A 25,517-nucleotide genomic window follows, 5' to 3' on the forward strand; every position below is an offset into this window, starting at 1 on the left:
AGACTCTGGATGCCGCCCGATCCCGCCACGGCCTGATCCTCCGGCAGCAGGCGTACTGACGCACACCTTGAGACGATCACACAGCGCAATCAACAGAACCCGAAATGCGCAGGACGTGAATGCTTACGTCTCAACGTGCTCCCCGAAACCGTTTCGCTGCTAATCCTGCGCTGAGTCTCAGGTAGTGATTCGATCGTTCTCGGTAGCAGAGGATCTATGCTGTGCCTTCAATGTCGGCGGACGTGAAACGCCAGTCGATAGTCGAACAATTCCGCTGGCGGGCGATGAGCTCGCCCGACTCGGTGGCGGCCTCGGACGCCACGGAACGCGTCTCGTACGCGGAGCTCTGGCACCGAACGGAGACGGTGGCCCGGCTGCTGCGCGCCCGTGGGTGCCGGCCCGGTCAGCCGATCGGTCTGTGCATGTCGCCGACGGTCACCCGGCTGGCGTCGATGCTCGCGATCATGGGAATCGGCTCGCCCTACATCCCGATCGACCCCGGTTACCCCGACGGCCGAATCCGCTCGATCGTCGACTCGTCCGCGGCGGACGGGGTGCTCGTCGACGAGGTCACCGCGGAGCGTTTCGCGTCGATGCCCTACCGGCTCGTGAGCGCCTCCGAACGCGCGGCGGACCTGACAGGCCCCGCGGTGATCGAGCCGGGCGGCTCTGATCTCGCTTACATCATCTACACCTCCGGATCGACGGGTGACCCGAAGGGCGTCGCGATCGAACACGGCGGTGTGGCGAATCTGTTCGCGGCTCTGGACGCGGTGCTGCCCGCCCCGCAAGAACGGCCGGACGAATGCTGGCTGGCCGCGGCCAGCGTCTGCTTCGACCTGTCCGTCGTTGAATTGTTCTGGCCGCTGACCCGGGGGATTCCCATCGTGCTTGCCGCCTTGGACTCCCTGGCCGGGAAGTCCAGTGACGGCGCCGAATTCCTGACCGGCGTGTTGGCGGGCGGACGGGTCACCCACTTCTTCGTGACGCCGTCCCTGATCCAGCTGATGCTGCAGGATCACACCCTCGCCGCCGCGATCCGCGGGCTGCGGGTGCTGATCCTGGGCGGCGAGATCGTGCAGCCCGAGCTGATCGGCCGGCTCCGGCCGGTGCCGCACATCTACAACGCGTACGGGCCCACCGAAGCCACCGTGGCCACGACGGTGCACGAGTGCTCCGACCGGGACGTGGAGTATGTGCCGATCGGACGGGCCCTGCGCGGCCTGGACGTTCGGGTCGTCGACGAGGACGGCGGGGACTGCCCGCTCGGCGTGCCCGGCGAGCTGCTGATCGCCGGGCACGGACTCGCCCGGGGGTACGTCAACGACGAGGAGCTCACCGCCCGCAAGTTCCCCGTGCTGGGCGACGGGGAGGACCGGCGGCGCTGGTACCGCAGTGGCGACCTGGTCAGCATCGACGCCGACTCGACCCTCCGGTATCACGGCCGCATTGACGGCCAGGTGAAAGTCCGGGGCTTCCGGGTCGAGCTGGGCGAGATCGAGGCGGCGATCCGCGCGGTACCCGGGGTGGAGGAGGCCGCGGTGTTCCCCGTCCGGGACTCCGCCGCCCAGGTGACCGGGTTGATCGCGGCGGCGAAATCCACGGCGGACGGCGTCACCGGTGACGCGATCACCGCCCGGATCGGCCAGGTCCTGCCGTGGTACGCCGTGCCGCACACCGTCCGGGTCCTGCCGGAGCTGCCGCTCGCCGTGAGCGGCAAGCTCGATCGGAAGGCGCTGGAGCGTCGGCTCCTGGCACTCGCGCCGGTCCCGGGCCCCGATACGGCTCCCTCCCGGCTGGCGGAGCAGAGCTACGAGCAGATCGTCGCCGGGATCTGGAGCTCGGTCCTCGGTGTGGAAAAGGCGTTCGCCGACGACGAGAGGTTCTTCGACGCGGGCGGGAACTCTGCCCTGCTCGGCTTGGTCCTCACCCGGCTGCGCACCGCGTTCCCGGAGGCGAACCTGCAGCTGATCGACCTGTATCGGCATCCGACGATATCCGCGATGGCGGCACGGCTGCGAGCACCAGTTCCGCCCAGGTCACCGGCTGCCGGCCGGGCCCGGCCGGGCGCGCGGCTGAGCGCGGCCGACCGCCGGCGGCTGGCCCGGCGAGCGAAGTAGCCGGTACCTGACAGCATCACCGACATTAAGGACTCGGCGAGTGAGCTATCAGCACGACGGATCGGAAGACCTGCCGCGCGAGGCCCCTGACGAGTACCGGGACGCCTCACAGGGCGTGGCGATCATCGGAATGGCCTGCCGGTTCCCGGACGCGGACACGCCGGCGCGGTTCTGGGCGAACCTGGTCGGCGGCCGGGAGTCGATCACCGTCGCGGACGGCCCGGACGACGGTCCGGCCGGGTGGGTGCGCGCCTCTGCGACCCTGGAGGGCATCGACCGGTTCGACGCCGGATTCTTCGGCTACAACCCCCGCGAGGCCGCCCTGCTCGACCCGCAGCACCGGCTGTTCCTCGAGGTCTGCTGGGAGGCGCTCGAGGACGGCGGCGCGGCCGGCCAGCAGCGCACCCCGGACGTCGGGGTGTACGGCGGCTGTGGAACCAGCCTGTACCTGATGCACAACCTCGGCGGCCAGGCGAGCAGGCCCCTGCCGAACTTCCTAGACACTGCCCAGGACCTGCAGCTGACCATGGCCGCCGAACGCGACTTCCTGACCAGCCGGGTGTCGTACAAGCTCGATCTCGACGGCCCCAGCGTAAGCGTCCAGGCGGCGTGCGCCACCGGCCTGTACGCGCTGCACCTGGCATGCCAGGCGCTACTGGCCGGCGAGTGTGACCTGGCGCTGGCCGGGGCGGCACACGTGCCGGTGCCGCAGATCGACCGATATCAGCCGGAGCCGGGGCTGGTGCTGTCCCAGGACGGGCACTGCCGCGCCTTCGACGCTGGAGCCACGGGAACGGTCTTCGGCAGCGGCGTCGGCGCGGTCCTTCTCAAGCCGCTGGACCGTGCGCTGGCCGACGGTGACCGCGTGTACGCGGTCGTCCGGGGTACCGCGGTCAACAACGACGGTGCGAGCAAGCCTGGCTTCAGCTCCCCGAGCGTGGCCGGCCAGGCCGCGGTGATCCGCCAGGCGCTCGCCGCCGCGGACGTCGAGGCCGACTCGGTCTCCTACGTCGAGGCGCACGGCACCGCGACGCCGACCGGCGACCCCATCGAAATCGCGGCGCTGACGGACGCGTTCGCCGGGGTCGCTCCCGGTTCATGTGCCCTGGGCTCGGTCAAGACGAACATCGGGCACCTGAGCTGGGCCGCGGGCATCGCCGGGCTGATCAAAGCCGCGCTCGCCCTGTGGCACCGGAGGCTGCCGGCCTCCCTGCACTTCCACGAGCCCAACCCGGCCATCGACTTCGCCGGCTCGCCGTTCTTCGTGCAGTCCGAGACCGCGGACTGGCCGCGCGGGGACGGCCCACGCCGAGCCGGGGTCAGCGCCTTCGGGGTCGGCGGCACGAACGCCCACGCGATCCTGGAGGAGGCGCCGGCCCCCCCTGGCAGGCGGAACGACCCCGATGCCGCCGCGGAGCCCGGCATGCAGGTGCTTCCGATCTCCGGCGACACCGAGCCCGCGCTCCGCGAGCTGGCGTCCCGGATCGGCGCTGCTCTGCTGGAGGAGGCGGCGCCGGAGGCCATCGACGTGGCCTTCACCCTCGGCGCCGGACGCCGGCACTTCGCCCACCGGGCGGCGGTCGTCGGGTCGGACTGCAAGACGCTCGCCATGCTGCTGGACGCCGTGGCGAACGGCGAGGCGGAGGCGTCCGACGGGTTCGACGGAGAGATCGGCCTCTCGTACGGGCTGGTCCGGGGGGCGCCGCCCCGCCTGACCACGCTCTTCTCCGGCCACGGGGCCGAGTACCTGGAGGCGTGCCGTGACCTCTACCTGTCCGAGCCGGTGTTCCGGGAGTTCATCGACCGCGCCGATCCGCTCTACCGGCAGCACATCGGCCACCGCCTCTCGGAGTTCCTCTACCAGGACGATGCCCGCCGGGGCATGCCCATCGCCGACTTTCGGCTGGCCCAGCCGGTCGTCTACACGCTGCAGGCGGCGCTGCTGACCCTGTGGCGTAGCTGGGGGGTCACGCCGGACGCCTACGCAGGCCACAGCCTCGGCGAGTACGCGGCGGCGTACGGCGCGGGCGTGTTCGACTTCGAGACCGGGCTCTACCTGGTGTCCGAACGCGCCCGGCTGTTCAGCACCCTGCCCGAGTCCGGCGCCATGGCCGCCGTCTTCACCGGCGAACAGCAGGTTCGTGAGCTGCTGGCGGGCAACGAACAGGTCGGTGTCGCGGCGATCAACGCGCCCAACCGCACCGTGATCTCCGGCGACGGAGCCGCCGTACGCGCCGTCATCGCGGAGGCCGAGCGGCGCGGCATCACCTGCAAGCCGCTGCGGATCGGCCGGGCCGGGCACTCCTCGCAGATCGATGCCATCCTCGACGACTACTCCGCCGTTCTGAAGTCCGTCGAGCTGCACCCGCCGGCGCACACGATCGTCTCCACCCTCACCGGGGCCCCGGTCGCCGAGGAGATCGCGACGCCCGGGTACTGGCTGCGCCAGCTGCGGCAGCCGGTCCGGTTCCTCGACGCGATCCGCGCGGCCGCCTCCGGAGAGCCCGCCGTGTTCCTGGAGATCGGCCTCGCCAACACACTCGCCGGTCTGACCCAGCTGGCTCTGAGCGACGATCCGGGCTGCGAGCCGACGTGCCTGGAGACACTGCGCTGGGAGCGCAACGACATCGCCTCCACCCGGTTGGCGCTGGCCGGGGCGTACACGGCCGGCGTAGCGGTGGACTGGGCGGCCGTGTCGCGCGGTGGTTGTACGGTCACCCTGCCCACCTATCCCTTCCAACGCCGGCGGCATTGGATCGAGCCGACCCCGGAGAGCGGTGACGCGGCGGCGGGCCGCATCGACGGCGACTTCAGAGGAGCCCCCGACGCCGACGTGGCGGACCCGGCGGATTCGGGCGCCCCCGCGCAGTACACGGTCACCTGGATCGACGCGCCGCCGGCCGCCGCGGCTCAGGCGGCCAACCGGCGAATCCTGCTCATCGCCCCTTCGACGGGGTCGGCGGCCGACCTGAAGCTGGAGCTGGAGCGCCTCGGCGCCGAGGTGCTGGTCCACGTGCTCACGGACGACGCGGTGACGGACGCCGCGCGGGTGCTGACCGACTACCGGCCGGACACGGTCGTCAACGCCGTACCCGTCCTACGCAAGCGCCAGGCCGACCTCGGCGGACCTCCGCTCGTCACGGGGTCGGCCTCCGATGACATCGTCGCCGCCGGGGGAGCGGCCGGCCTGCAGCTCTTCCAGGCGGTGTCCGCGGCGAACCTGCCCGACCTCGTCGTCTGCACGGTGACGTCGGGGGCGCACCGCATCCTGACGTCGGACGACGTGATCCCCGCCCAGGGCGCGATCGTCGGCATCGCCCGTACCGCGCGCACGGAGTTTTCGACCGTCCGGCACGTCCTCATCGACCTGGACGCGGCCGCCACCAAGCAGCGGTGGTCCGCTGCGGCGGTGCCCCGGCTGGCCGCAGCCATCGGCTCGCTCCCGGCCGGCGACGCCGAGCTGGCCCTGCGTGGCGACCGCGTGCTGCTGCCCCGCCTGCGCCCCGGCCGGGTGCCGCCCGGAGCCGGGCGGGTCCACATCGATCCGGCGGCCTGGTACCTGGTCATCGGCGGATCGGCCGGCGTCGGCCTGGAGTGCGCGCACGCGCTGCTGGAGCTGGGCGCCAGGCGGCTGGTCCTGTGCGGCCGGTCCGCTCCCGGTCCGGAGCGCGCCGAGCGGCTGCGGCGGCTGAGCCGGGAGTTCGGAGCGGACATCCGGACGGAGACCGTTGACGTCTCGTCGCCGCGGCAGGTCGATCGGCTGTTCGCCCGCTACTGCGCCGGGGACGCCGTCGTACGCGGCGTCGTCCATGCCGCGGGCGTCATCGACGACGGCATCATCGACCGGACGGACTGGAGCCGGATCGCGCGGGTGCTGGCGCCGAAGGCGCAGGGCGCGTGGAACCTCCACCGCAGCGCCGCCGAGTACGCGCCCGACCTCGACCTGTTCGTGATGACCTCCTCCTTCACCGGGTTGTTCGGCAATCCCGGGCAGGCCGGCCACGCCGCGGCCTGCGCGTTCCTGGACGCGCTGGCCGGCCACCGCCGGGCCGTCGGGCTGGCCGGCCTGTCGGTGAACCTGGGTTCCTGGTCGGACGTCGGCTACCTGGCAGGCAACGAGGACTTCCTCCGCCAGCTCGAGGAGCAGGGCATCGGTACGATCTCCAGTGCCGCGGGCCGTCCGGCCCTGCGCGCCGCGATCGAGGGCCGGCCCTCGGGTCAGGTCGGACTGCTGCCCGTCCGCTGGAAGGACCTCGACCCGGACCACCACCTCGCATCCAATCCTCTGGTCGCTGAGCTGACCGGCGCCGATTCGGCGCCCACGGCCGCCGATCCGCCCCCGGCGGCGTCGGTGACCTCCGAGGACGTCCTTGCCTGCTGCCAGGAGGTCGTCGCCCGCGAACTGGGCTTCGACGGCGACGAGCTACTCGGGCTGAACCTGACGAAGGCCGGCATGGACTCGCTGAACGCGCTCACCATCCGGAACAAGCTGCAACGACGCCTGTCGGTGCCGCTGCCGGCGTCGATCTGCTTCGAAAAGCCGACCATCGACGAGCTCGCCGACGACATCGCGCAGCGGATGCGGAAGGTGCGGGCCTGACATGGAAAACGAGGCCGCGTACTCCGAGCACGTCATCGGCACCTACTCGGAGGAGTTCCTCCCGCTGGTGGCGGAGTTCGACCGGATCCACCGGGAAGGGCAGGATTCCAACGCCGAACTCTGCGTCTACGTCGGAGGCGAGGAACGGGTCCGGCTGCGGTCCGCGGGGCGGCTGCCCGACCAGCTGCAGAACGTGCGGTCGGTCAGCAAGGCCCTGCTGTCGGTCGTCACGCACGCCCTGCACGAACGGGGCGTAATCGACATCGACCGCCCAATCGCCGAGGTCTGGCCGGAGTTCGCCGCCGCCGGCAAGGCGTCGCTCACCCTGGCCGTCTTCCTCAGCCACCAGGCCGGGCTGATCGGCGTCGACCGCCGGCTCTCCGTCGACGACGTGCTCGAATGGGACCCGGCGGTCGAGGCGCTCGCCGCCCAACGCCCATACTGGGAACCGGGAACCGACCACGGCTATCACGACCTGACCTTCGGCTGGGGCGTGGGCGAGTTCCTGCGGCGCGCGACCGGCAAGTCGGTGGACGAGCTGTTCCGGGAGGAATTCCGCGAGCCGCTCGGCGCCGAGGTTCGGATCGGCATCGACGACCTGGCGCGCTTCGCGCCGTTCCGCCAGACGCGTCCGGCAGGCACCGGTACGGCCGCGGACATCCTGCACCTGCTGGGTGACAACTCCTCGTTCCTGAGCCGGTCCCAGCGAAACCCGAACCTGATGGGGGTGGAGAACTCCCTGCGGTACCTGGGCGCGGAGGTCCCGGGATGCAACGCCGTCTCCTCCGCCCGGGTCCTGGCCAGGATCTTCGCCGCGACCATCGGCCCCGTCGACGGCACACGCCTCTGGAGCGAGGAGACGCTGCTGCGCGCATCCCGGCTGCAGAGGCGCGGAACCGACCGGGTCTTCGTCCGCGAGCGAGCCTACTCGCTCGGCTTCATGCTGCCCGACCACAACCTGCCCCAGGCGGGACTGGCGGTCGACTCGTTCGGCCACTACGGGCAGGACTGCGCCCTGGTCTTCGCCGTCCCGGGCGACGACCTGGCCTTCGCCTACACGACGACGCAGCTGAACCGCCGGCTGGACCAGTACACGAGTACCGATGACCGTGCGGACCGGCTGGGCCGGCTGGCCGTCGAGTCGGCACGCCGGCTGGCCCCGGCTCGGGCACAAGCGGAACTCAGGAGGGTTTGCCCGTCATGACGACAGCACTCATCGACACCAGTAAGCGGCTCCGGGAGATCCTGGACCGGCTGAGCTCCATGTCCATCGAGGACTACTACAACCCGTACCAGATGTTCGACTGGCCGGACTCGCTGCCGCAGGACATGTGGTGGATGAGCCCCGAGCTGACCACGGCGCACGGCACCGAGATCGCGGCGGAGCTGAGCCAGGAGCAGCTCTACCGGCTGTCCAAGTACGAGAGCATCAACTTCTACAGCCTCAACGTGCACGGCATCCGCGAGCTGCTCATCGAGGTCACCGGGCGCATACACACCGACGAGTTCGCCACGCCGTCGGAGTTCTTCCACCACTTCATCGGTGAGGAGAACGAGCACATGTGGTTCTTCGCCCAGTTCTGCCTGCGCTACGGCGGGAAGATCTACAAGCAGCCGCGCGGCGGTGCCGAGACCATCCCGCCGAACAACGCGGCGAGCCTGCTGGTCTTCGCCCGCATCCTGATCTTCGAGGAGCTGGTGGACCACTTCAACTCCACGATGGCGCTGGACGAGCGGCTCGACGACACGATCCGGAAGATCAACCGGATCCACCATCAGGACGAGTCCCGGCACATCGCGTTCGGGCGGGAACTTGTCCGCATCCTGTTCGAAGGCTTCCGCGAGCACGCCACGCCGGAAGATCTCACCCAGGTCAGCGACTACCTGAAGCGGTACATGGCCTACAGTTTCGAGTCGCTGTTCAGCCCGCAGGTCTACAAGGACGCCGGCATCCCGAACCCGCTGGAGGTGCGCCGGCGGCTGCTCACCGGACCGCGCAGGCCGGAGTTCGAGGCGCAGGTGTTCCGCAAGACGCACTCGTTCCTGACCAAGCACGGCCTCATCCAGGCCGAGGCGGCGGCGCCCGAGGGTGTTCGATGACCGGCCTGAGCGGTAGCCGGATTGCCGGCGGCCTCGCCATTCTGGGGCCTGAGGAGACCGCGTTGCTCCGCCTGCTCGACGACACGTTCCGCAGGTGGGCCGTTGAGGAGGGCGGCGGCGAGATCTGCGCCCCGCCGATCTATCCGGTGGACGAGCTGGCGAACTTCGACGTCTACGTCAACTTCCCCCATCTCGCGCTCGTCGCCGGCGACCTGCGGGCGCCGGTCGCCGGCCCGGCCGGCGGCCGGTTCTCACCGGAGCAGATCGCCGGTCCCCACCTTGGCCTGCCCACGGCGACCTGCTTCGGCGCGTACCTCTACTACCGGGATCGGACGGTGCCCGCGGACACCCTGGTGACACTGGTCAACCGCTGCTTTCGCGGAGAGAGCCACTTCGACGGGCTGCGCCGGCTGCTCACCTTCCAGATGCGCGAGATTGTGGCGATCGGGTCTTACGAGCACACACAGGACGTGATCGCCCGATACCGGACCCAGATCGAGGAGCTTCTCGGCGCGTTGTCGCTCGACGTCACCGTGGAGGCCGCGTCCGACCCGTTCTTCCAGCGGGACGGTGCGCGCGCCCTCCTGCAGCGGATGCAGCCGGTGAAGTACGAGTTCCAGGTCGACGGCCTCGCCATCGCCTCGGTCAACACGCATCGCAACTTCTTTGGCGAGCGGTGCCGCATCGGCCTCGAGCCCGACGGCGGCACCGCCTTCACCGGTTGCGTCGCCTTCGGATTGGAGCGGTGGGTAAGCGTGCTGGCCGGCCGGTACGGCTCGGCCGGGCGCGCCCACGAGAAGGTCGAGCAGGCGCTCCGTGAGCGGCAGCTCGTCTAGCATGCCGCGGGTCGGAGTGGACATCGTGCTGATCTCCCGGGCCGAGGACCTGGTGCGGCCGGAGCGCCGGCCGGTGCTGTCGCACATGCTCCGGCCGGAGGAGATCGCGGCCTGCACCAGGCAGGGCCGTCTCGACCCCAGCGCGGTGGCCGGCTTCCTGGCCATCAAGGAGGCGGTGTTCAAGCTCTTTCACCAGCGGAACCGGCCGGTGCCATGGCAGAGCCTGCAGGTCGACGGCGGAGCGGGCCGGTGGCCGGTCGTCCGGCTCGACGGGATGTCCGCGGAGCTAGCCCAGGCCGCCGGGGTGGAGTCGGAGATATCAGTCAGCGTCACACACGACGGCGCGTACGCCGTGGCCGTCGCGGCGACCATGATCAGAAGTTGAGGGATTCCTGAGATGGCCCAGCAGCAGACAACGGCGCGAATCGATCAGATCAAGGAATGGATCCTCGCCAAGCACAAGAATCGCACCGACGTCGGAGTCGACGAGGATCTGATCGACAGCCGCCTGGTCGACTCGCTCTCCTTCGTCGAGTTCGTGTTCCTCATCCAGGAAGTGAGCGGTGTCGAGATCGACATGGACACTTTGAACATCAGCGACATTCGCACGCTCGCCGCCATCGAGAAACACTTTCTGCCCACCTGATCGACGCGAGTGGAGAAAGGCAATCGCGTGGATGACATCTCCTACACCGCCCAATGGACCGCGGCCGTCCGTGCGCTGGAGACCGAACGCTCCGACGGCCTGTTCCGCGACGAGTACGCTCGGTGCCTGGCCGAACCACGTGGGTTCGAACTGCTCGACCGATACCGGGGCGCCGGCGTGTCCGACTTCGTCGCCGTGCGCACCCGGTACATGGACGACGCCTTGACGCGCATCCTCGGCGAGACCGGCATCCGGCAGGTCGTGCTGCTCGCCAACGGCATGGACGTACGCACCCACCGCCTCGACTGGCCCGCCGGCACGACCGTCTACGAGGTCGACCACGGCCCGTTGCTGGACGAGAAGCAGGCGCGCCTGGCTGCGCTCGCGGCCGAGCCACGGGTACCGGTGGTGCCGATCAGAGCCGACCTGGCCGGGGACTGGCTGGAGGCGCTGAAGTCGGGCGGGTTCGACCCAGCCGAGCGCACCCTGTGGATCGCCGAGGGCCTGCTGTTCTTCCTCACTGAAGAGCAGGCCGGACGGCTGCTCGAGACGGTGGCCGGCGCCTGTCCGTCGGAAAGCCGGTTGGTCGTCGACATGACCAGCGCGGCCCTGCTGCGCCACCCGATGACGCAGTCGTTCCTGCGGCGCCTGCACGAGGACGGCACGCCGTGGCGGTTCGGCACCGACGACCCGGAGGGATTCCTGACCGCACACGGGTGGGCCGTCGAGGATCTCCGGCAGCCGGGCGAGCCGGGCGCCGGCGAGCGCCGCTGGCCGTACGCCGTGCCTCCCCGCGAGGCGCGTGGCGTGCCGCGGAGCTGGCTGATCAGTGCCGTCACGGCGGATCGGCCTTAACCGCCCGAGATGGCCACCGTACTGACGTGACCACCCCAGGCGCCGAGGAATTCCGCGCCTCGCGGAATCAATCGGCCGCCCCTTGAAGAGGATTCACCGTAAGATTCATCAAGACCGTCCACGAAGGTTTGATCGTGATACGAGGAAAGCCATTGGCCGCGCTGGGTGTGATAACGCGATGACCGAGACCGGAAAGACCTCAGGAGAGTTTCCCTGGCGGGCGCGGACTGCGGTTCTGACACTCGGGACATTCGTCGTCGGAACTGACGGATTCATCATCGTGGGTCTCCTTCCGAAGATCCAGCAAACGCTGCACGTCAGTACCGCCGCGGCCGGTCAGCTGGTCAGCGTCTTCGCTTTCTCCTACGCGCTGCTGGGCCCGATCCTCGCCACGCTCACCGGCCTGTGGCCCCGGCGCCGGGTCCTCGTGACCGGCGTCGCGCTGCTGGCCGTCGGCAACGCCGTGACCGCGTCGGCGCACGTCTACGGTCTGGTCCTCGCATCCCGCGTGCTGGCCGGGTGCGGCGCGGCGCTGTTCGTGGCGAGCGCCGTGGCCACGGCCGCGCATCTCGCCGGCGACCAGCAGCGGGGCCGGGCCATCTCAATGGTGACCGCCGGGGCGACGCTGTCGCTGGTGCTCGGCGCCCCGCTGGGCACCCTCATCGGCGGAGCGTGGGGCTGGCAGAAGGCGATCTGGTTCGTCGCCGTGGTCGCCGCCGTCGTCGCGATCGTCCTCACCGTGCTGCTCCCGCCGATCAAACTCGATCAGAAGGCAACGCTGCGGCAACGCATCACACCGCTGACTGACTGGCGGGTGCTGCGGATCCTGATCGTCACCCTGCTGGCGTTCATCGGTATCTTCCTGCCCTTCACGTACATGAGCGCGGTCTTCGCGCCGGCGCTCCATGGGCACGAATCCGGCCTCGCGCTCCTGCTGCTGGTGTTCGGCATCGCCGCCACGGCCGGCAACCTGACGGCCGGCTCGCTGGCCGACCGGTACGGCCCGCGCCGCGTCGTCATCGGCGCCACGCTGGGCGTCGCCGCGGTGTTCCTGATCATGCTGCCGATCCGGGACGTCTTCGTCCTCGTGGTGATCGCCGAGGCGCTCAGCGGCGTCGTGTCCTACTCGGTCATCGGGCCGCAGCAGCACCGCATCATCGCGTACGCGCCACCTGGGGGCACATCGCTGGTGACCTCGCTGAACACCTCCACCGGATACCTCGGCCAGTTCCTGTCCAGCGTCATCGGAGCGGGCCTGCTCACCGCGACCGGCTCCGCCGTCCTCCTGCCGGTCGCCGCGGGCTTCGCCGCGCTGGCGGCGTTGCTCACCTGGTGGCTGTCCCGGGCGGGCCGGGAGGGCGGCGAGCAGGCCGCCGGTGAGACCGGCATGGTGGCGACCACCGCGAAGTGACCGCCTGTCGAGAGAACGGGATGGAAAGCGCATGTTGACCACGACGACGCAGCGAAGTATCGACGTCTCCGGCATCCCCGTCGGCTACCACGTCGCGGGAGAGGGACCGGGGCCGGAGCTCGTCCTCATCCACGGCGGCACCGGACACCCGGAGACCAGCTTCGCCACCCTGCTCGAGCACTTCACGCAGCACCGCAGCGCGATCGTACCGGGCTACTCGGGCAGCAGCCTCACCCCGCTCCCCGAGGGCGAGATGGACGTCGACATGCTGGTCGATCAGGTGGCGGGTGTGGTAGAGGCCGCCGCGCACGGCCCGGTGGACCTCTTCGGAATCTCCACGGGCGCCGTCGTCGCCGCCGCCCTGGCCGGCAAGCGACCGGATCTCGTGCGCCGCATGGTCGTCCTCGGCGGGTTCGTGCACTACCGCCGGCCGTGGCAGCGCCTGCTCATGCGCACCTGGCTGCGCCTGGCCGAACTGGACCCGGACGCCTTCGCCGAGTTCACACTCCTGCACGTGGTCTCGGACACGTTCATCGACTCGATGAGCGCGAGCGAGCGGCTCCGGCTGCGTTCCGGGCTGATGCCGTCCGAGGGACTGATCGCCCTGCTCGAGCTCATCAACCGGCTGGACATCAGCGACTACGTGCGGAAGATCGAGTGTCCCACGCTGGTCCTCGGCATGCGGCAGGACCAGCTGGTTCCCGTACGGTACGCCCGCGAGTTCCGCGACGCGATCCCAGGCAGCGACTACGTGGAACTGGATTGCGGCCACGCAGCGGCGATGGAGAAGCCGGACGAGCTCATCATGACGATCGAGAAGTTCCTCGCCTGACACTCCCGGTCACGGCCACCCCGAGCCAGGAGCGACACCAAACCGGATCTCCAAGACGATGCGCGCGAGCGGGCGCCTCGGCAACCGCGAGCGCGGCCGCCCAACGCATTCCCAGATGAGCTCTTCGAACTCGTCACCGAGGCGTGGCTGCTGACCGCGCCAAAGGATCTGATCGAGGCGCACGAGCCCAAGCTCCTGCCCCACAAGCGCTCCGCCGTTCCGTACGACGGGTGCGGAAAACCACCGGAGGCCGGTGATCTGTGATCACCGGCCTCCGGAGTGATGAGCTCCCGCGATAGGACTCGAACCTATAACCTGCCGGTTAACAGCCGGCTGCTCTGCCGATTGAGCTACACGGGATCGAAACTCTGCTCCGCTCGTTCCGGCCTTTCGGCCTTCCTTGCGGCGCGGAACTAGATTAGCGCACTCTGGGGGGTGCCTGTCACATCGAATACGTCCACGTGTCCCCCGCTCCTGATCGTCGTACGGCAAAGAGTGCGGGGCCGGGCCGTGGGGCCCACTGGAGCGGGGCCGGGACCTCTGCTGTTGGATAGAGACAGGCCCTCGGGGTAGAGGGGCGTGGAACACGAGCGCGGAGGTGGAAGATGCGATACAAGGCGATGTTCGCCACCGGGCTGGCCGTCGGCTACGTCCTCGGCACGCGGGCCGGGCGCGAACGCTACGAGCAGATCAAGCGTTTCACGCAGCGGTTCGCGGACAGCCCCACGGTGCAGGAGGCGGCGGGACTGGTCGGCGCACAGGCCTCGAAGGTGGCGGGCAAGGCCAAGGATCTGGCGGGTGACAAGGTGCCGTTCCTGAAGAGGACGGACACCTGGGAGTCCGACAGGCCCGACAGGGTGGGCGCGGCGACCGGCTGGCCGGGGCCCGGCACCGACTGAGTCCACCGAGGATTCCCCCGGGTGATCCCCGGAACCGGCCGCCCATCGGCGGGGCGGTATCGGACGCGAGCGGCGGCCGCCCGGCACCTGCCGGGAGGCCGCCGCTCTCTCGTACTGCGCAGGGCCTCAGACAAGAGCCCCAGACAAGGGCCTCAGACGCCGAGGCTGCGCCGCATCTCTTCGAGCGCCTGCTCGGCGTGAGCGCGCAGGCCCGGATCCGTGGCGTCGAGCCCGGGATCGAAGATGAACTCCCAGCGCGGAGTGTCGTAGCCGGGGACGCGGCGGGCGACCAGGCGCACTCCCCCGCGGCCGTCGATGGTCACGTGGCGGCTCGCGACGACCGTCGAGGTGACCCGCTCGCGGATCGCCTCCGGCAGCCGCCCGGGCTCGGGCAGGACGACCCGGTGGGCGGCTCCGTCGGTCATCGTGACCGTGACCCCCTCCTCGTCCCACACGGCCTTGTCCATCAGGTGCCAGGGCAGCCGCGGCCCGCCGGGCAGGTGCATCGCCCGGGTGGTGGCGACCGCGTATCCGCCCTCCGCCGTAAGCGCGTGGCTGATGGGGCGCTCGCCGCCTTCGAGCGCGAGCGCCGTACGGACCTCACGAGGCAGGCGGGAGCCGAACAGGCGGGACAGGGAGGGCCTGGATGCAGTCAAGGGAACACCGCCAGCGGACGACGACCGTTACCACCCGCAGGCTATCCGGCGGCCGGACCCGTCCCGGTCGCAGGGCCGGGAGCGACCCGATCCGGCGGGTGAACCCCGTCCGGTCGCGGGGCCGGGAGCGAGTCCGGAGCGGTTACACACAAGGGGCATGACGCGGACGAGCGCCCTCCTCGGCCCCGAACCGCCGGGACCGGAGGGCGCTCGTCCGCGTGACGACGGCGTCAGTCCAGGTAGTCCTTGAGCATCTGCGCCCGGGTGGGGTGACGCAGCTTGGCCAGCGTCTTGGACTCGATCTGGCGGATGCGCTCCCGGGTCACGCCGAACTCGCGGCCGACCTCCTCCAGCGTGCGGGGGTGGCCGTCGGCGAGGCCGAACCGGAGCTGGATGATCCGCTGCTCGCGCTCCGACAGCGTGGCCAGGATGTCGTCGAGCTGGTCCTGCAGCATGATGAAGGCGGCCGCCTCCATCGGCACCACGGCGTCGGCGTCCTCGATGAAGTCGCCGAGGTCGGAGTCCTCCTCACCGATCGGCGCCTGGAGCGAGACCGGCTCCTGCGCGATGCGCTGGATCTCCACCACCCGGTCGATGGGCAGGTCCATCTCGGCGGCGATCTCCTCGGGGGCCGGCTCCCGGCCGAGGTCCTGGTGAAGCTGACGCTGCACGCGGACCAGTTTGTTGATCGTCTCCACCATGTGGACGGGAATGCGGATCGTTCTCGCCTGATCCGCGATCGCCCGGGTGATCGCCTGGCGAATCCACCATGTCGCGTACGTGGAGAACTTGTAACCCTTGGTGTAATCGAATTTCTCCACCGCGCGGATCAATCCGAGATTGCCTTCCTGGATCAGATCCAGGAACAGCATTCCGCGGCCCACGTATCGCTTGGCGATCGAGACCACGAGCCTGAGGTTGGCCTCGATGAGCCGCTGCTTGGCGCGCACGCCCTCCCAGACGAGGTCCTCCAGCTCCGGCCGGGCGAACCTCGCGGCGAGGCTCTCGCAGAGCTTGTCCTCCGCGAACAGCCCGGCCTCGATGGCCTTGGCCAGTTCCACCTCCTCCTCGGCGGTGAGCAGGGGGACCCTGCCGATCTCCCGCAGGTAGATCCTGACCAGGTCACTCGTCGGAGCCCGTTTGCCGACGTCCTCCTCGTCCGGCTTGCTGGGCTCCTCATCCCCTTGCGGTTCGAGGACCTCAACCCCGTTCTCGGCGAGCATCCGCACGACGCGCTCCAGCGCGTCGGCCGGCAACTCGGATCGGTCGAGCGCGGCGGCCACGTCGTCAACCGTGACGCTCCCGCGTTCTCTTCCCTTCGCGACGAGGTCCGCCACCTGATCTACCGATGGCGGCCTGCTTGGCAGCACCGATGCACCCACGCAACACAGTGTGCAGGAAAGGCGCCACTAAACGGCAGGCCTATTTTTGTCACCCAAGGTAAGGCCAAAGTCAATACCGAATCGAGATCAAAGTATATGTTTGGCGGCTGTGCGGTCTGGAAAGGGACGCTTATTCAGGCTCCGCTCGCGCGTTCCCGCAACACCCGTCGCTGCTGTTCCAGCGCCACCAGTTCGCCGAACAGCCGGTTGTACTCCTGCTGCTCGTCGACCGGGTTGAGCCGCTGCAACCGCGACTTCACCCGCGCGACCGCCCTGCCGACCGAGATCTCCTGGATCTTGGCCAGGACGGCCGCGCCGTACCGCTCCTCGACGTTCACGTCCGCGCGCACGGCCTCGACCGCGAACCGGGTGACGAGCGACCTCAGGTCGAGGCCGGGCACCGCGCCCGCGGCCCCGGGTTCCGTCTGCTCCAGGAGCCGGTCCACCCACTCGCGCCCGCCCGGGCCGCCGGCGGCGGTCCCACCGGCCGCCGCGACGACGCCGAACAACGCGACGTGCTCGGGCAGCGTGAACGTGTCGGGCTCGAGCGCGTCGAACTCGGGCCCGAGCAGAGCGGGCCGCTGCACGGCGAGCTTGAGCGCCTCGGCCTCCAGCCGTACGGCGGGATCCATCGGATCGGGCCCCGCCGCGCCCGGTCTCGCGGCCGGTCCCGGGCCCGCCTGCTGCCCGGCCGCGGCACGCCCGCCCTGCCCGCTCTGGGCGCGCCCGCCGGGGGTACGTGCGCCCTCCTGCGCCCGGCCGGCCGTCTGCTGCACGCGCCGGATGACGAAGCCCTCGTCCATGAAGCCGAGCCAGCGGTCGAGGTCGACCGTGTACGCCTTGCGCAGCCCGGGGTCCTTGATGGAGGCCACGATGGGCGCGGCGGCGTCGAGCGCGGCCAGCCGGCCCTCGTTGGTGTCGAGGTCGTAGCGGGACAGGACGCTGCGCACCGCGAAGGCGAACAACGGCTCACGACCGGCGATCAGGTCCCGCACGGCCGCGTCGCCCTGCTTGACCCGCAGGTCGCAGGGGTCGAGACCATCGGGCTGCACGGCGACGAAGGTCTGCGTGACGAACTTCTGCTCGTCCTGGAAGGCGCGCAGGGCGGCCTTCTGCCCGGCGGAGTCGCCGTCGAACGTGAAGATGACCTCGCCGCGGAACTCGGCCTGGTCGAGCAGCAGGCGGCGCAGCACCTTGATGTGCTCCTCTCCGAAGGAGGTGCCGCAGGTGGCCACCGCGGTCGGCACACCGGCCAGGTGGCAGGCCATGACGTCGGTGTACCCCTCGACGATCACGGCCTGGGACCGCCGCGCGATCTCCCGCTTGGCGAGGTCGACGCCGTACAGCACCGAGCTCTTGTGGTAGATCGGGCTCTCGGGGGTGTTCAGGTATTTGGGGCCGTCGTCGGAGTCGAGCAGCTTGCGCGCCCCGAAGCCGATGACGTCGCCGGTGATGTCGCGGATGGGCCAGACGAGGCGGCCGCGGAACCGGTCGACCGGCCCGCGCCTGCCCTCACGGGCGAGCCCGCCCTTGATCAGTTCCTGTGAGGTGAACCCGCGGCCCATCAGGTGCCGCGACAGCGCCTCCCACTCGTTCGGCGCGTAGCCGACGCCGAAGTGCTCGGCGTCGGCCCGTTCGAAGCCGCGCTCGGACAGGAAGCGCCGCCCGGGCCCCGCCTCCGGGCCGGACAGCCGCTCGGCGTAGAACTCGGCGGCCGCGCGGTGCGCCTCGATCAGCCGCACCCGCTCGCCCTGCTCACGGCCCGGCACGTAGCCGCCCTGCTCGTAGCGCAGCTGGATGCCGGCGCGCTGCGCGAGCCGCTCGACGGCCTCGGCGAACGTGAGATTGTCCATCTTGCGGACGAACGTGATGACGTCGCCGCCCTCGGCGCAGCCGAAGCAGTAGTAGTAGCCCCGGGCCGGGGTCACGTTGAAGGAGGGCGACTTCTCGTCGTGGAACGGGCACAGCCCCTTCAGGTTGCCCCCGCCCGCGTTGCGGAGCTGGATGTGCTCGCCGACGACGTCGGCGATCGGTGAGCGCTCCCGTACGAGCGCGATGTCCTCGTCACTGATCCGCCCACTTCGCCCTGCCACGCTGGCGAGTCTAGTGCCGGCCTCCGACAGGCCGGGCCGCCCCTCGTCCGGGCATGCCGACATGTCACGACTTTCCCGAACCGGTCGTGATATCCGGCTTGGTCCGTTAGAAAGGAAAGGTTCGGTAACGTCGACCAGGTGGAGATCATGCGATCGGGGAGACTGGCCGCCCTCACCGGCGCCGCGTTCTTCGCGGCGTCCTGCGGCGCGCCCGGGGGCGTCGCCGGTGTGAGCACGCTGCCGCCGGCGACGCCGCCGGCGAACGGGATCACGGCCGCGACCGCTCCCTCCGACCCCGGACAGGCCGTTCCCCCCGCGGGCGACGAGCCCGTGCGGATGCCGCCGCCGAAGATGTCCCCCTACACGTACGCCTTCCCGGTCAAGGGATGCAAGGTGTCGTACTCCCGCAAGCTGCTCGTGCTCCCCAAGACCACCATCTGGGCGGAGAAGGGGTGCGCGTTCGTGTCGCCGGTCGACGGAGTGGTCCAGGAGGTCAACGTCAAGAACCAGTGGGCGCCCTCGACCGACCGCGGCGCCGACCGGGAGGGCCGGTATGTCACCGTCAAGGGCGAGGACGGCGTGCTGTACCTCGGCGGCCACCTCGACTCGGTCGACGAGGACCTCAAGGCGGGCGCCAAGGTCAAGGCCGGGCAGCTCCTCGGCAGGGTGGGCAACTCCGGCAACGCCCGCGACACCGCGAGCAACCTCTACTTCGCCATCTCCTGGCCGACCGCGCCGCAGAACTGGTGGATCCGCCGGGGCATCGTGCCGCCGTGGCCCTACCTCGACGCCTGGGACGACGGCAACCGCACGGTCTCCCCGCGCAAGGCCATGCTGACGCTGCGCAAGAGACTGGGCGCGACGCCGCCCTGCACCCAGTTGTGCGCCTCCAAGCAGCAGCAGTCCTCGCCGCCCCCGGAGGAGTCCCGGCCGCCCAAGAAGAAGGACAACGACGAGGACACCAGGGTGGTCGTCCCCCTCTGAGCCCTTCGGCCCCGGCCGTTCACCAGGGCACCGTTCACCAGGGCACCGTTCACCAGGGCACCGTTCACCAGGGGACCGGGCCGTTCTCGTCGAAGAAGCCGCCCGTCGGCCCGTCCGCTCCGAGCGTCGCGAGCCGCACCACGACCGCCGCGCCCTGCGCCGCCGTACGGGGAAAGGCCAGGCCGAGGTCCCTGGCGAAGTCGGTGTCGCAGGCGCCGGGAGCGACGGCGTTGACGAGGACGCCGAGCGGGCGCAGGTGCTTGGCGTACTGCACGGTCAGCGCGTTGAGCGCGGTCTTCGACACGGGATAGGCCACGTTGCCCGGCATGCCGGTGAAGTGGTGGTCCGGGTCGTTCATGTGCGTCATGGACGCCGTGCCGCTGGAGACGTTCACGACGCGTCCGGCCGCCGACTTCGCCAGGAACGGCAGCATGGCGTCGGTGACCCGGACGACCCCGAAGAGGTTGGTCTCGAACACCGCGCGCACGCCACCGAGGTCGGCCGCGCCGGGCGGCTGCCGGGCGCCGCCGGAGATCCCCGCGTTGTTGACGAGCACGTCGAGCCGGCCGAAGCGGTCGCCCACCCGCTCCGCGGCCGCGCGCACGCTCTCGTCGTCGGCGACGTCGAGCGTCAGCGGATGGACCTCCAGACTCTCCGCCCGCAGCGCGGCGACCGCCGCGTCGCGGCGCTCCGGATCGCGCGCCCCGAGCAGCACGGTCATGCCGAGGGCGCCCAGCTGCCTGGCGGCCTCGTATCCGATTCCCTTGTTCGCGCCCGTGACCAGGGCGACGGTGTCGGTGCCGTTCATGGGCCCAGCCCACCATCCCGCCTCGCGCGGGGCCCAACACCGACTCGGTCACCGGCGATACCCTCGCGGTATGAACGCTGGTGACGACGGCGTCGAGACGCGGGAGCTGGCCTACTTCGTGGCGGTGGCCGAGGAGTTGCACTTCGGGCGGGCGGCCCGCCGCCTCGGCATCGCGCAGCCGCCCCTGTCGCGGGCGATCCAGCGGCTCGAACGCCGCCTCGGCACGCGGCTGCTGGATCGCGACAGCCGTACGGTCACCCTGACCGAGGCGGGCGAGACGCTGCTGCGGGAGGGCCGCGCCGCGCTCGCGGCGGTGTCGGCGGCCGTGCGCCGCACCCGGCGGGCCGGGCGGAGCGAGCCGTCCCTCGTCCTGGCCGCCAAACCGGACGCAGACGCCGACCTGCTGCCCGTGATCCTCACGGCGTACGCGGCCACGCCGGACGCGCTGCCCGTCGACATCGTCTTCAGCTCCCGGGAGCGCGGCGCGATGGTGCGGGACGGCCGGGCCGACGCCGCCCTGATGCACGCCCCGCGCGAGGACCTGACCGGCCTCGCCTTCGAGGACCTCCTGACGGAGGCGCAGGTGGCCGTGCTGCCCCGGCGGCACCCGCTGGCCGCCCGGGCCGTGCTGTCGATGGCCGACCTGGACCGCGAGCCGCTGCCGCGGTGGCCGCGGGCCGCCCCCGACGGCACCTACCGGATGGCCGAGAGCGGCCATCTGATGCATCTCATCGCGCTCGGCCGGGCGGTGGCGGTCGTCCCCGAGTCGGTGCGGGCGAACCTGCGGCACGACCTCGTCGGCGTGCCCGTGGCCGACGCGCCGCCGACGACTCTCGTGCTCGCCTGGCCGGAGGGCAGCAGGTCGCGGGCGCTGGCCGCGTTCGTGCGGTCCGCCGCGGAAGCGGCGCGGACAGCCCGGCCGGCCCCGGCCGTGGAGAACGCACACGCCGCGCAGGCGACCCGGACGGCGGACCCCGCACAAGAACCCGCGCCGCAGACCGGGTAAACCAAACGAACGGCCCAGACCACCCCGGCGGGCCTACCGGCCCACGTGGCGGAGGACCGGTGGGCCGGGATCAGCCGACGAGACGGCGGGAGGCCGACAGGCGGCGGTGCCAGCCCATCGCCGACGCGTCGGTGAGCGAGGCGATCTGGTCGACCACCGCGCGCAGCCGCCCCGCGTCGTCGGCCGCCTGCTCGAACTGCGGGCGCAGGGCCGGCTCCAGCGTCGCGGGGGCGCCCCGCATGACGAGGTCGCCCAGCTCGGCGATGAGCTCGCGCTGCCGGGCCTGCACGGCGTGGTGCGACTCCCGCGACATCACGTAGCGGGCCGTCACGCCCTTGAGCAGCGCGCACTCCAGCCGGGCGGCCCTCGGCACCTCCAGGTTCGCGTCGTAGCGCAGGCACGCCCCTCTCCCCCCGGGTCCGGGGCGGCAGCCGTACGCCTCGCGGGTGGCGTCCTGGGCCGAGCGGCAGAGGCGGCCGATGAGCGTGCTGGTGAGCCGTTTTAGCGCGGCGAGGTCGGCGAGCCCGGCGTCGAAGTCGGCCGGCCACAGCGGCTCGGCGAGCAGCCGCGCGAATGTCTCGGCCAGTTCGTCCACGTCGGCGTCGGGGGCGTACCACTCCCGGGTCAGGCGGCACACCTCCAGCCGCTCCTCCGGGTCACGCAGCTCCGCCGTCGTGACGTGGCCGCAGGCCAGCGCGTCCTCCAGGTCGTGCACCGAGTAGGCCACGTCGTCGGCCCAGTCCATGACCTGCGCCTCGAAGCGGATCGCGTAGTCGGGCGCCCCCTGCCGCACCCACCGGAAGACCGCGAGGTCGTCGGGGTAGACGCAGTACGGCCCGCCCTCGCCGGCGAGCGGGACGCCGGGGACGCGGCAGGCGGACCCGGCCCAGGGATACTTGCAGACCGAGTCGAGCGCGGCGCGGGTGAGGTTGAGCCCGGCGCTGCGGCCGTCCTCGGTGATGACCTTGGCCTCCAGCCGCGTCAGCAGGCGCAGGTTCTGGGCGTTGCCCTGGAACCCCCCGCACGGCGTCGCCAGCTCGTCGAGCGCGGCCTCCCCGTTGTGGCCGAAGGGGGGATGACCGAGGTCGTGGGCGAGGCAGGCGGTCTCCACCAGGTCGGGGTCGCAGCCGAGGACCCTGCCCATTTCCCGGCCGATCTGCGCGCACTCCAGCGAGTGGGTCAGCCGCGTACGGGGACTGTGCAGGCCGGTGTAGTCGGCGGGGGCCACCACCTGCGTCTTGGCGGCGAGCCTGCGCAGCGAGGCGCTGTGGAGCACGCGTGCCCGGTCGCGCTCGAACGGGCTCCGCTCGGGGTTCCCGGGCGGCTCCGGCACCCATCGTGCCTGGTCGTGCTCGTCGTAGCGGGCCATGCGTCCTCCTCCCTGTCGCCCTCGCCTGGCCGCCGTGCCCCGGCCGTGTCCCGGCCGCGTCCGGCCCCCATCCGGCGGGGAATGGAGCGTACCCCCGAAGGTCGGGTTTCACGACAGATCCGGTAGTACGAAGGAAGATTGCCGCTCTTGCCGTGATTCGCGACGCCGGGTGATACTCGGCTTCGCTGCCGAGGAGGAGCCCAGGTGGTGGACAACGAGCTCGCGGAGGTCCTCAGATCGGGACCCTTCGAGCGGGCCCTGCGGACGGCGATCCGCGCCCGGGGGCTGAGCCTCGACCGCCTGCACTCACGGCTGCGCGAGCGTGGCGTCGCCATCAGCCTGTCCAGCCTCAGCTACTGGCAGCGCGGCCGGTCCCGGCCGGAGCGCGCCGCCTCCCTGGCGGCCGTCCGGGAGCTGGAGACGATCCTGTCGCTGCCCGAGTACGCGCTGATCGGCCTGCTCGGGCCGCCCCGTCCCCGGGGCCGGCGGCCGGAGACGGTCGCCGTGCTCAGCCACCACGAACAGGTCGTCGTCGGCGCCGACCGGCGCCGGAACCGGGCCAGTGCCCGGGTCGTGCTGCGGGCCGCGGCGCCGGGCGTGGACCGGTACGTGGTCGCCCATCCCCCCGGCGCCCGGCTGCTGCGGGCCGAGTCCTGCCGCCCCGGCCGCAGCGACGACGCGGGCCCCGGCACGCTGACGGAGCTGATCTTCCCGCATCCCCTGACCACCGGCGAGACCCGCGTCGTCGAGTACGTCACCGCGTTCCCCGCGACGGCCGACCGCTACGACCTGCACCTGCGGGACCCGGTCGAGCAGTTCCTGACGCAGGTGCGGTTCGCGGGCGGGCGGCTGCCGGTGCGGTGCTTCCACACCTGGTCCCCGGACGCGTCGGCGCCGCCCGGGGACGCCGGTGAGCTGCGCGTCGACGCGTTCGGGACCGCCCACGTCGTGGACACCGCCGCCCGGCCGGGCGTCCGCGGCGTCCGCTGGGAATGGCGTTAACTCTTCGTGATCTTCACGTCGTCGACGGCGGCCTCCACCAGGCTGGCCGCCGACAGGTCGGCCGCCTCGATCTGGATCCGTACGGTCTGGCCGGCGAAGGCGGTCAGCGACGCGGTGGCGACGCTCCACGAGCCGTTCCGGTTCGCGGCCGCGCCCAGCTGCTCGAAGACCGTGCTCGTCGTGCCGCCGATCACCCTCACCCGGAAGTAGTCGTCCGGCGAGGCGTTCGACCCGTGGGCGAGATACCAGGAGAACGACAGCGTGAGCGTCCCCGACGACGGCAGCGTGATCGCGGGCGACCTGATCGTCGTCGCTCCCCCGTCGATGTCGTAGTCCCCGGCGCTCGCGCCCGCCGCCGCGCCGGTGACCAGGTCGTAGCTCCCGCTGACCGGCGTGCCGAGCTGCTTGGCCCCGCTCGACGACGTCGCGGCGGGGCGGCCCCGCTCCCAGGCGCCGGAGGCCGCGGTGTCGGTGCCCGCCGCGTTCACCGTCCAGCCGGTCGCGGTCTCGAAGTCGTCGGAGTAGACGGTCGTCGACGGGGTGCCGGTGCCGCAGTACGTGGACTCCTTGCCGATGACCCGGTAGACGCAGTCGGCGTTCTGCGTGAGCAGCAGCGCCGCGGCCCGGTTGCGCGAGGTCTCCCTGTCGATGACCTCGTCGGGCGGGTAGAAGCCGGGGCTGCTCCCGGTGGGATACATCTCGAAGGTGTACGTGAAGATCTTGTAGGTGCCCCACATCCAGTCGTCGATGGAGCCGTCCGTGATGTAGAGGTCGCTGGCCTGCTCGGGGGTGTAGCCGTTGGTGGCCGCCATGCTGCGGCCGAGCGCGGCGTGCGCGTCCCGGTCGTCCTGCGTCATGCCGGGGCCGGTGTCGGCCGTCGTGTACCCGTACGGCCACAGGACGAGTTCGCTGTAGGTGTGCCAGTCGATGGCCGCCTTGATCTGCTGGACGCCGCCGACCACCCTGCCGCGCACGAAGTCGGCGGCCGCCTTGACCTCCGGCGCGGACTCGGCCGCCGCGCCGCGGTAGGTCTCGCTGGACGCGGTGCCGGAGGACCCGCCGCAGCAGCCCCACCGGTAGGCCCAGTTGCGGTTGAGGTCGGTGCCGACGCTGGAGGTGCCGGAGTTGGGCTGGCGGTTCTTGCGCCACGACCGGTAGGAGCCGGTGGCGATGTCGTACTCCCCGCCGTCGGGGTTGAGGTCGGGCAGGATCCAGATCTCCCGGGTGTTCACCAGGTCGGTGATCTGGGCGTCGCTGCCGTACCCGTCGGTGAACAGGCGCAGCAGGTAGATCGCCATCTCGACGGTGAGGTGCTCGCGCGCGTGCTGGTGCGCGGTGAACAGCACCTCCGGCTCGCTCTCGTCGGTGGCCACGTTGTCGCTGATCTTGACGCCGATCATGTCGCGGCCCTCGTACGACCGGCCGTAACTGAACCTGCGGGCGATCGTGGGATGGGCGGCGACGACCTGGTCCACCAGCGTGCTGAGCTCGGCGTAGTTGTGGTAGCCGGAGTCGCCCGAGGGGAAGTCGAAGGTCTGCGGCCCGCTCTCGTCGGCGGGCGGGGCGAGCTCGGTGACCCTGAACCCGAGCGCCCGGATGGCCGCGACCTCCCGGGGCGTCGCGGTGACGACCAGGCTCCGGCCGTGGACCTCGTCGATGGCGGCGCCCGTACGGGCGACGGCGCTGCGCTGGGCGACGTCGGCGGGGCCGTCCACCTGGTACTGCCTCGACGGCGCCGGATCGACGGCCCGCACCGCCGGGGCGACCCTCGCCGATCCGGCCGGTCCGGCCGCCGAGGCGTCCGGCGGAGCGGCGGCGCCGAGCACGGCGGGGATCACACCGAGCAGCACGGCCGCGATCCCCAGCGCCGGCGGGTACAGACGTCTTCTCACTCCACGCCCTCCCTTGCGGTAGGTAC

Annotated in this window: 20 protein-coding genes and 1 tRNA gene; 14 read left to right on the plus strand and 7 right to left on the minus strand. The window is 71.2% G+C overall.

Annotated features, from left to right (window positions below; all coding sequences use genetic code 11):
- The first annotated feature begins 230 nt into the window (after positions 1-230).
- The 10 genes from HHX33_RS12205 (at position 231) to HHX33_RS12250 (ending at position 13,400) form a co-directional block, all read left to right on the plus strand.
- Entirely contained in the window at positions 231-2,120 is a 1,890-nt protein-coding gene (locus HHX33_RS12205) for a non-ribosomal peptide synthetase (RefSeq protein WP_259402395.1), read from the plus strand.
- A 40-nt stretch (positions 2,121-2,160) separates the two neighbouring features.
- Entirely contained in the window at positions 2,161-6,720 is a 4,560-nt protein-coding gene (locus tag HHX33_RS12210; RefSeq protein ID WP_182874691.1) for a type I polyketide synthase, read from the plus strand.
- A 1-nt stretch (position 6,721) separates the two neighbouring features.
- Positions 6,722-7,924, plus strand: a complete 1,203-nt coding sequence (locus tag HHX33_RS12215; protein WP_117410115.1) for a serine hydrolase domain-containing protein — start codon at positions 6,722-6,724, stop codon at positions 7,922-7,924.
- Positions 7,921-8,820, plus strand: coding sequence for a diiron oxygenase (locus tag HHX33_RS12220; RefSeq protein ID WP_182874692.1), 900 nt, complete (start codon positions 7,921-7,923; stop codon positions 8,818-8,820). The genes HHX33_RS12215 and HHX33_RS12220 overlap by 4 nt, the downstream gene beginning before the upstream one ends.
- 62 nt (positions 8,821-8,882) lie before the next feature.
- Positions 8,883-9,656 carry a hypothetical protein gene (locus HHX33_RS12225; RefSeq protein ID WP_259402396.1) on the plus strand — a complete coding sequence of 258 codons (774 nt, stop codon included), beginning with the start codon at positions 8,883-8,885 and terminating at the stop codon, positions 9,654-9,656.
- A gap of 1 nt (position 9,657) precedes the next feature.
- The gene (locus HHX33_RS12230; protein ID WP_182874694.1) at positions 9,658-10,041 is read left to right on the plus strand and encodes a holo-ACP synthase; all 384 of its coding nucleotides are present in this window, start codon (positions 9,658-9,660) and stop codon (positions 10,039-10,041) included.
- 12 nt (positions 10,042-10,053) lie between these two features.
- Complete coding sequence (locus tag HHX33_RS12235) at positions 10,054-10,302, plus strand: phosphopantetheine-binding protein (RefSeq protein WP_182874695.1); 249 nt, start codon at positions 10,054-10,056, stop codon at positions 10,300-10,302.
- A gap of 27 nt (positions 10,303-10,329) precedes the next feature.
- Positions 10,330-11,157, plus strand: coding sequence for a class I SAM-dependent methyltransferase (locus HHX33_RS12240; protein WP_182874696.1), 828 nt, complete (start codon positions 10,330-10,332; stop codon positions 11,155-11,157).
- A gap of 178 nt (positions 11,158-11,335) precedes the next feature.
- The gene (locus HHX33_RS12245) at positions 11,336-12,568 is read left to right on the plus strand and encodes an MFS transporter (RefSeq protein ID WP_182874697.1); all 1,233 of its coding nucleotides are present in this window, start codon (positions 11,336-11,338) and stop codon (positions 12,566-12,568) included.
- A gap of 31 nt (positions 12,569-12,599) precedes the next feature.
- Positions 12,600-13,400, plus strand: a complete 801-nt coding sequence (locus HHX33_RS12250) for an alpha/beta fold hydrolase (protein ID WP_182874698.1) — start codon at positions 12,600-12,602, stop codon at positions 13,398-13,400.
- A gap of 287 nt (positions 13,401-13,687) precedes the next feature.
- Here the strand turns inward: HHX33_RS12250 and HHX33_RS12255 are convergent.
- Positions 13,688-13,760 (minus strand) — tRNA-Asn (locus HHX33_RS12255).
- A 245-nt stretch (positions 13,761-14,005) separates the two neighbouring features.
- On the opposite strand from HHX33_RS12255, the gene HHX33_RS12260 reads away from it, so the two are divergent.
- Complete coding sequence (locus HHX33_RS12260) at positions 14,006-14,299, plus strand: YtxH domain-containing protein (RefSeq protein ID WP_117410106.1); 294 nt, start codon at positions 14,006-14,008, stop codon at positions 14,297-14,299.
- Positions 14,300-14,451: 152 nt separating this feature from the next.
- Here the strand turns inward: HHX33_RS12260 and HHX33_RS12265 are convergent, their stop codons facing one another.
- From HHX33_RS12265 to dnaG, 3 genes are all read right to left on the minus strand, one after another.
- Positions 14,452-14,955, minus strand: a complete 504-nt coding sequence (locus tag HHX33_RS12265; RefSeq protein ID WP_259402397.1) for a hypothetical protein — start codon at positions 14,953-14,955, stop codon at positions 14,452-14,454.
- A 230-nt stretch (positions 14,956-15,185) separates the two neighbouring features.
- On the minus strand, positions 15,186-16,325 hold the full coding sequence (rpoD, locus tag HHX33_RS12270) for an RNA polymerase sigma factor RpoD (protein ID WP_204283337.1): 1,140 nt from the start codon (positions 16,323-16,325) through the stop codon (positions 15,186-15,188).
- Positions 16,326-16,471: 146 nt separating this feature from the next.
- Positions 16,472-18,493 (minus strand): DNA primase, encoded by a 2,022-nt coding sequence (dnaG, locus tag HHX33_RS12275; RefSeq protein WP_182874699.1) that lies wholly within the window; start codon positions 18,491-18,493, stop codon positions 16,472-16,474.
- An 84-nt stretch (positions 18,494-18,577) separates the two neighbouring features.
- On the opposite strand from dnaG, the gene HHX33_RS12280 reads away from it, so the two are divergent.
- Positions 18,578-19,414 carry a M23 family metallopeptidase gene (locus tag HHX33_RS12280; RefSeq protein WP_182874700.1) on the plus strand — a complete coding sequence of 279 codons (837 nt, stop codon included), beginning with the start codon at positions 18,578-18,580 and terminating at the stop codon, positions 19,412-19,414.
- 64 nt (positions 19,415-19,478) lie between these two features.
- Here the strand turns inward: HHX33_RS12280 and HHX33_RS12285 are convergent, their stop codons facing one another.
- A complete protein-coding gene (locus HHX33_RS12285) occupies positions 19,479-20,222 on the minus strand; it encodes an SDR family oxidoreductase (RefSeq protein WP_182874701.1) in 744 nt (247 codons plus the stop codon).
- Between the two features lie 70 nt (positions 20,223-20,292).
- Here HHX33_RS12285 and HHX33_RS12290 point away from each other — a divergent pair, with 70 nt between their 5' ends.
- Positions 20,293-21,228: a LysR family transcriptional regulator gene (locus HHX33_RS12290; RefSeq protein ID WP_182874702.1), complete on the plus strand. Its 936-nt coding sequence runs from the start codon at positions 20,293-20,295 to the stop codon at positions 21,226-21,228.
- Between the two features lie 70 nt (positions 21,229-21,298).
- On the opposite strand, the gene HHX33_RS12295 is transcribed toward HHX33_RS12290, so the two are convergent.
- The gene (locus tag HHX33_RS12295) at positions 21,299-22,597 is read right to left on the minus strand and encodes a deoxyguanosinetriphosphate triphosphohydrolase (RefSeq protein ID WP_182874703.1); all 1,299 of its coding nucleotides are present in this window, start codon (positions 22,595-22,597) and stop codon (positions 21,299-21,301) included.
- A gap of 204 nt (positions 22,598-22,801) precedes the next feature.
- Here HHX33_RS12295 and HHX33_RS12300 point away from each other — a divergent pair, with 204 nt between their 5' ends.
- Positions 22,802-23,599 carry a hypothetical protein gene (locus tag HHX33_RS12300; protein ID WP_138461348.1) on the plus strand — a complete coding sequence of 266 codons (798 nt, stop codon included), beginning with the start codon at positions 22,802-22,804 and terminating at the stop codon, positions 23,597-23,599.
- Here the strand turns inward: HHX33_RS12300 and HHX33_RS12305 are convergent.
- Entirely contained in the window at positions 23,596-25,491 is a 1,896-nt protein-coding gene (locus tag HHX33_RS12305) for a M14 family zinc carboxypeptidase (protein WP_310741336.1), read from the minus strand. The genes HHX33_RS12300 and HHX33_RS12305 overlap by 4 nt on opposite strands.
- Positions 25,492-25,517 lie beyond the last annotated feature (26 nt).

Source organism: Microbispora sp. H10670 (assembly GCF_014161385.1).
Taxonomy (GTDB): domain Bacteria; phylum Actinomycetota; class Actinomycetes; order Streptosporangiales; family Streptosporangiaceae; genus Microbispora; species Microbispora triticiradicis.

Excerpts from the sequence above, each read along its gene's own strand:
- HHX33_RS12220 (WP_182874692.1), top strand. The coding sequence starts at position 7,921 with ATGACGACAGCACTCATCGACACCAGTAAGCGGCTCCGGGAGATCCTG.
- dnaG (WP_182874699.1), bottom strand. The coding sequence starts at position 18,493 with ATGTCGGCATGCCCGGACGAGGGGCGGCCCGGCCTGTCGGAGGCCGGC.
- HHX33_RS12245 (WP_182874697.1), top strand. The coding sequence starts at position 11,336 with ATGACCGAGACCGGAAAGACCTCAGGAGAGTTTCCCTGGCGGGCGCGG.
- HHX33_RS12250 (WP_182874698.1), top strand. The coding sequence starts at position 12,600 with ATGTTGACCACGACGACGCAGCGAAGTATCGACGTCTCCGGCATCCCC.
- HHX33_RS12260 (WP_117410106.1), top strand. The coding sequence starts at position 14,006 with ATGCGATACAAGGCGATGTTCGCCACCGGGCTGGCCGTCGGCTACGTC.
- HHX33_RS12230 (WP_182874694.1), top strand. The coding sequence starts at position 9,658 with ATGCCGCGGGTCGGAGTGGACATCGTGCTGATCTCCCGGGCCGAGGAC.
- HHX33_RS12295 (WP_182874703.1), bottom strand. The coding sequence starts at position 22,597 with ATGGCCCGCTACGACGAGCACGACCAGGCACGATGGGTGCCGGAGCCG.
- HHX33_RS12215 (WP_117410115.1), top strand. The coding sequence starts at position 6,722 with ATGGAAAACGAGGCCGCGTACTCCGAGCACGTCATCGGCACCTACTCG.
- HHX33_RS12235 (WP_182874695.1), top strand. The coding sequence starts at position 10,054 with ATGGCCCAGCAGCAGACAACGGCGCGAATCGATCAGATCAAGGAATGG.
- HHX33_RS12280 (WP_182874700.1), top strand. The coding sequence starts at position 18,578 with ATGCGATCGGGGAGACTGGCCGCCCTCACCGGCGCCGCGTTCTTCGCG.
- HHX33_RS12205 (WP_259402395.1), top strand. The coding sequence starts at position 231 with ATGTCGGCGGACGTGAAACGCCAGTCGATAGTCGAACAATTCCGCTGG.
- HHX33_RS12285 (WP_182874701.1), bottom strand. The coding sequence starts at position 20,222 with ATGAACGGCACCGACACCGTCGCCCTGGTCACGGGCGCGAACAAGGGA.
- HHX33_RS12290 (WP_182874702.1), top strand. The coding sequence starts at position 20,293 with ATGAACGCTGGTGACGACGGCGTCGAGACGCGGGAGCTGGCCTACTTC.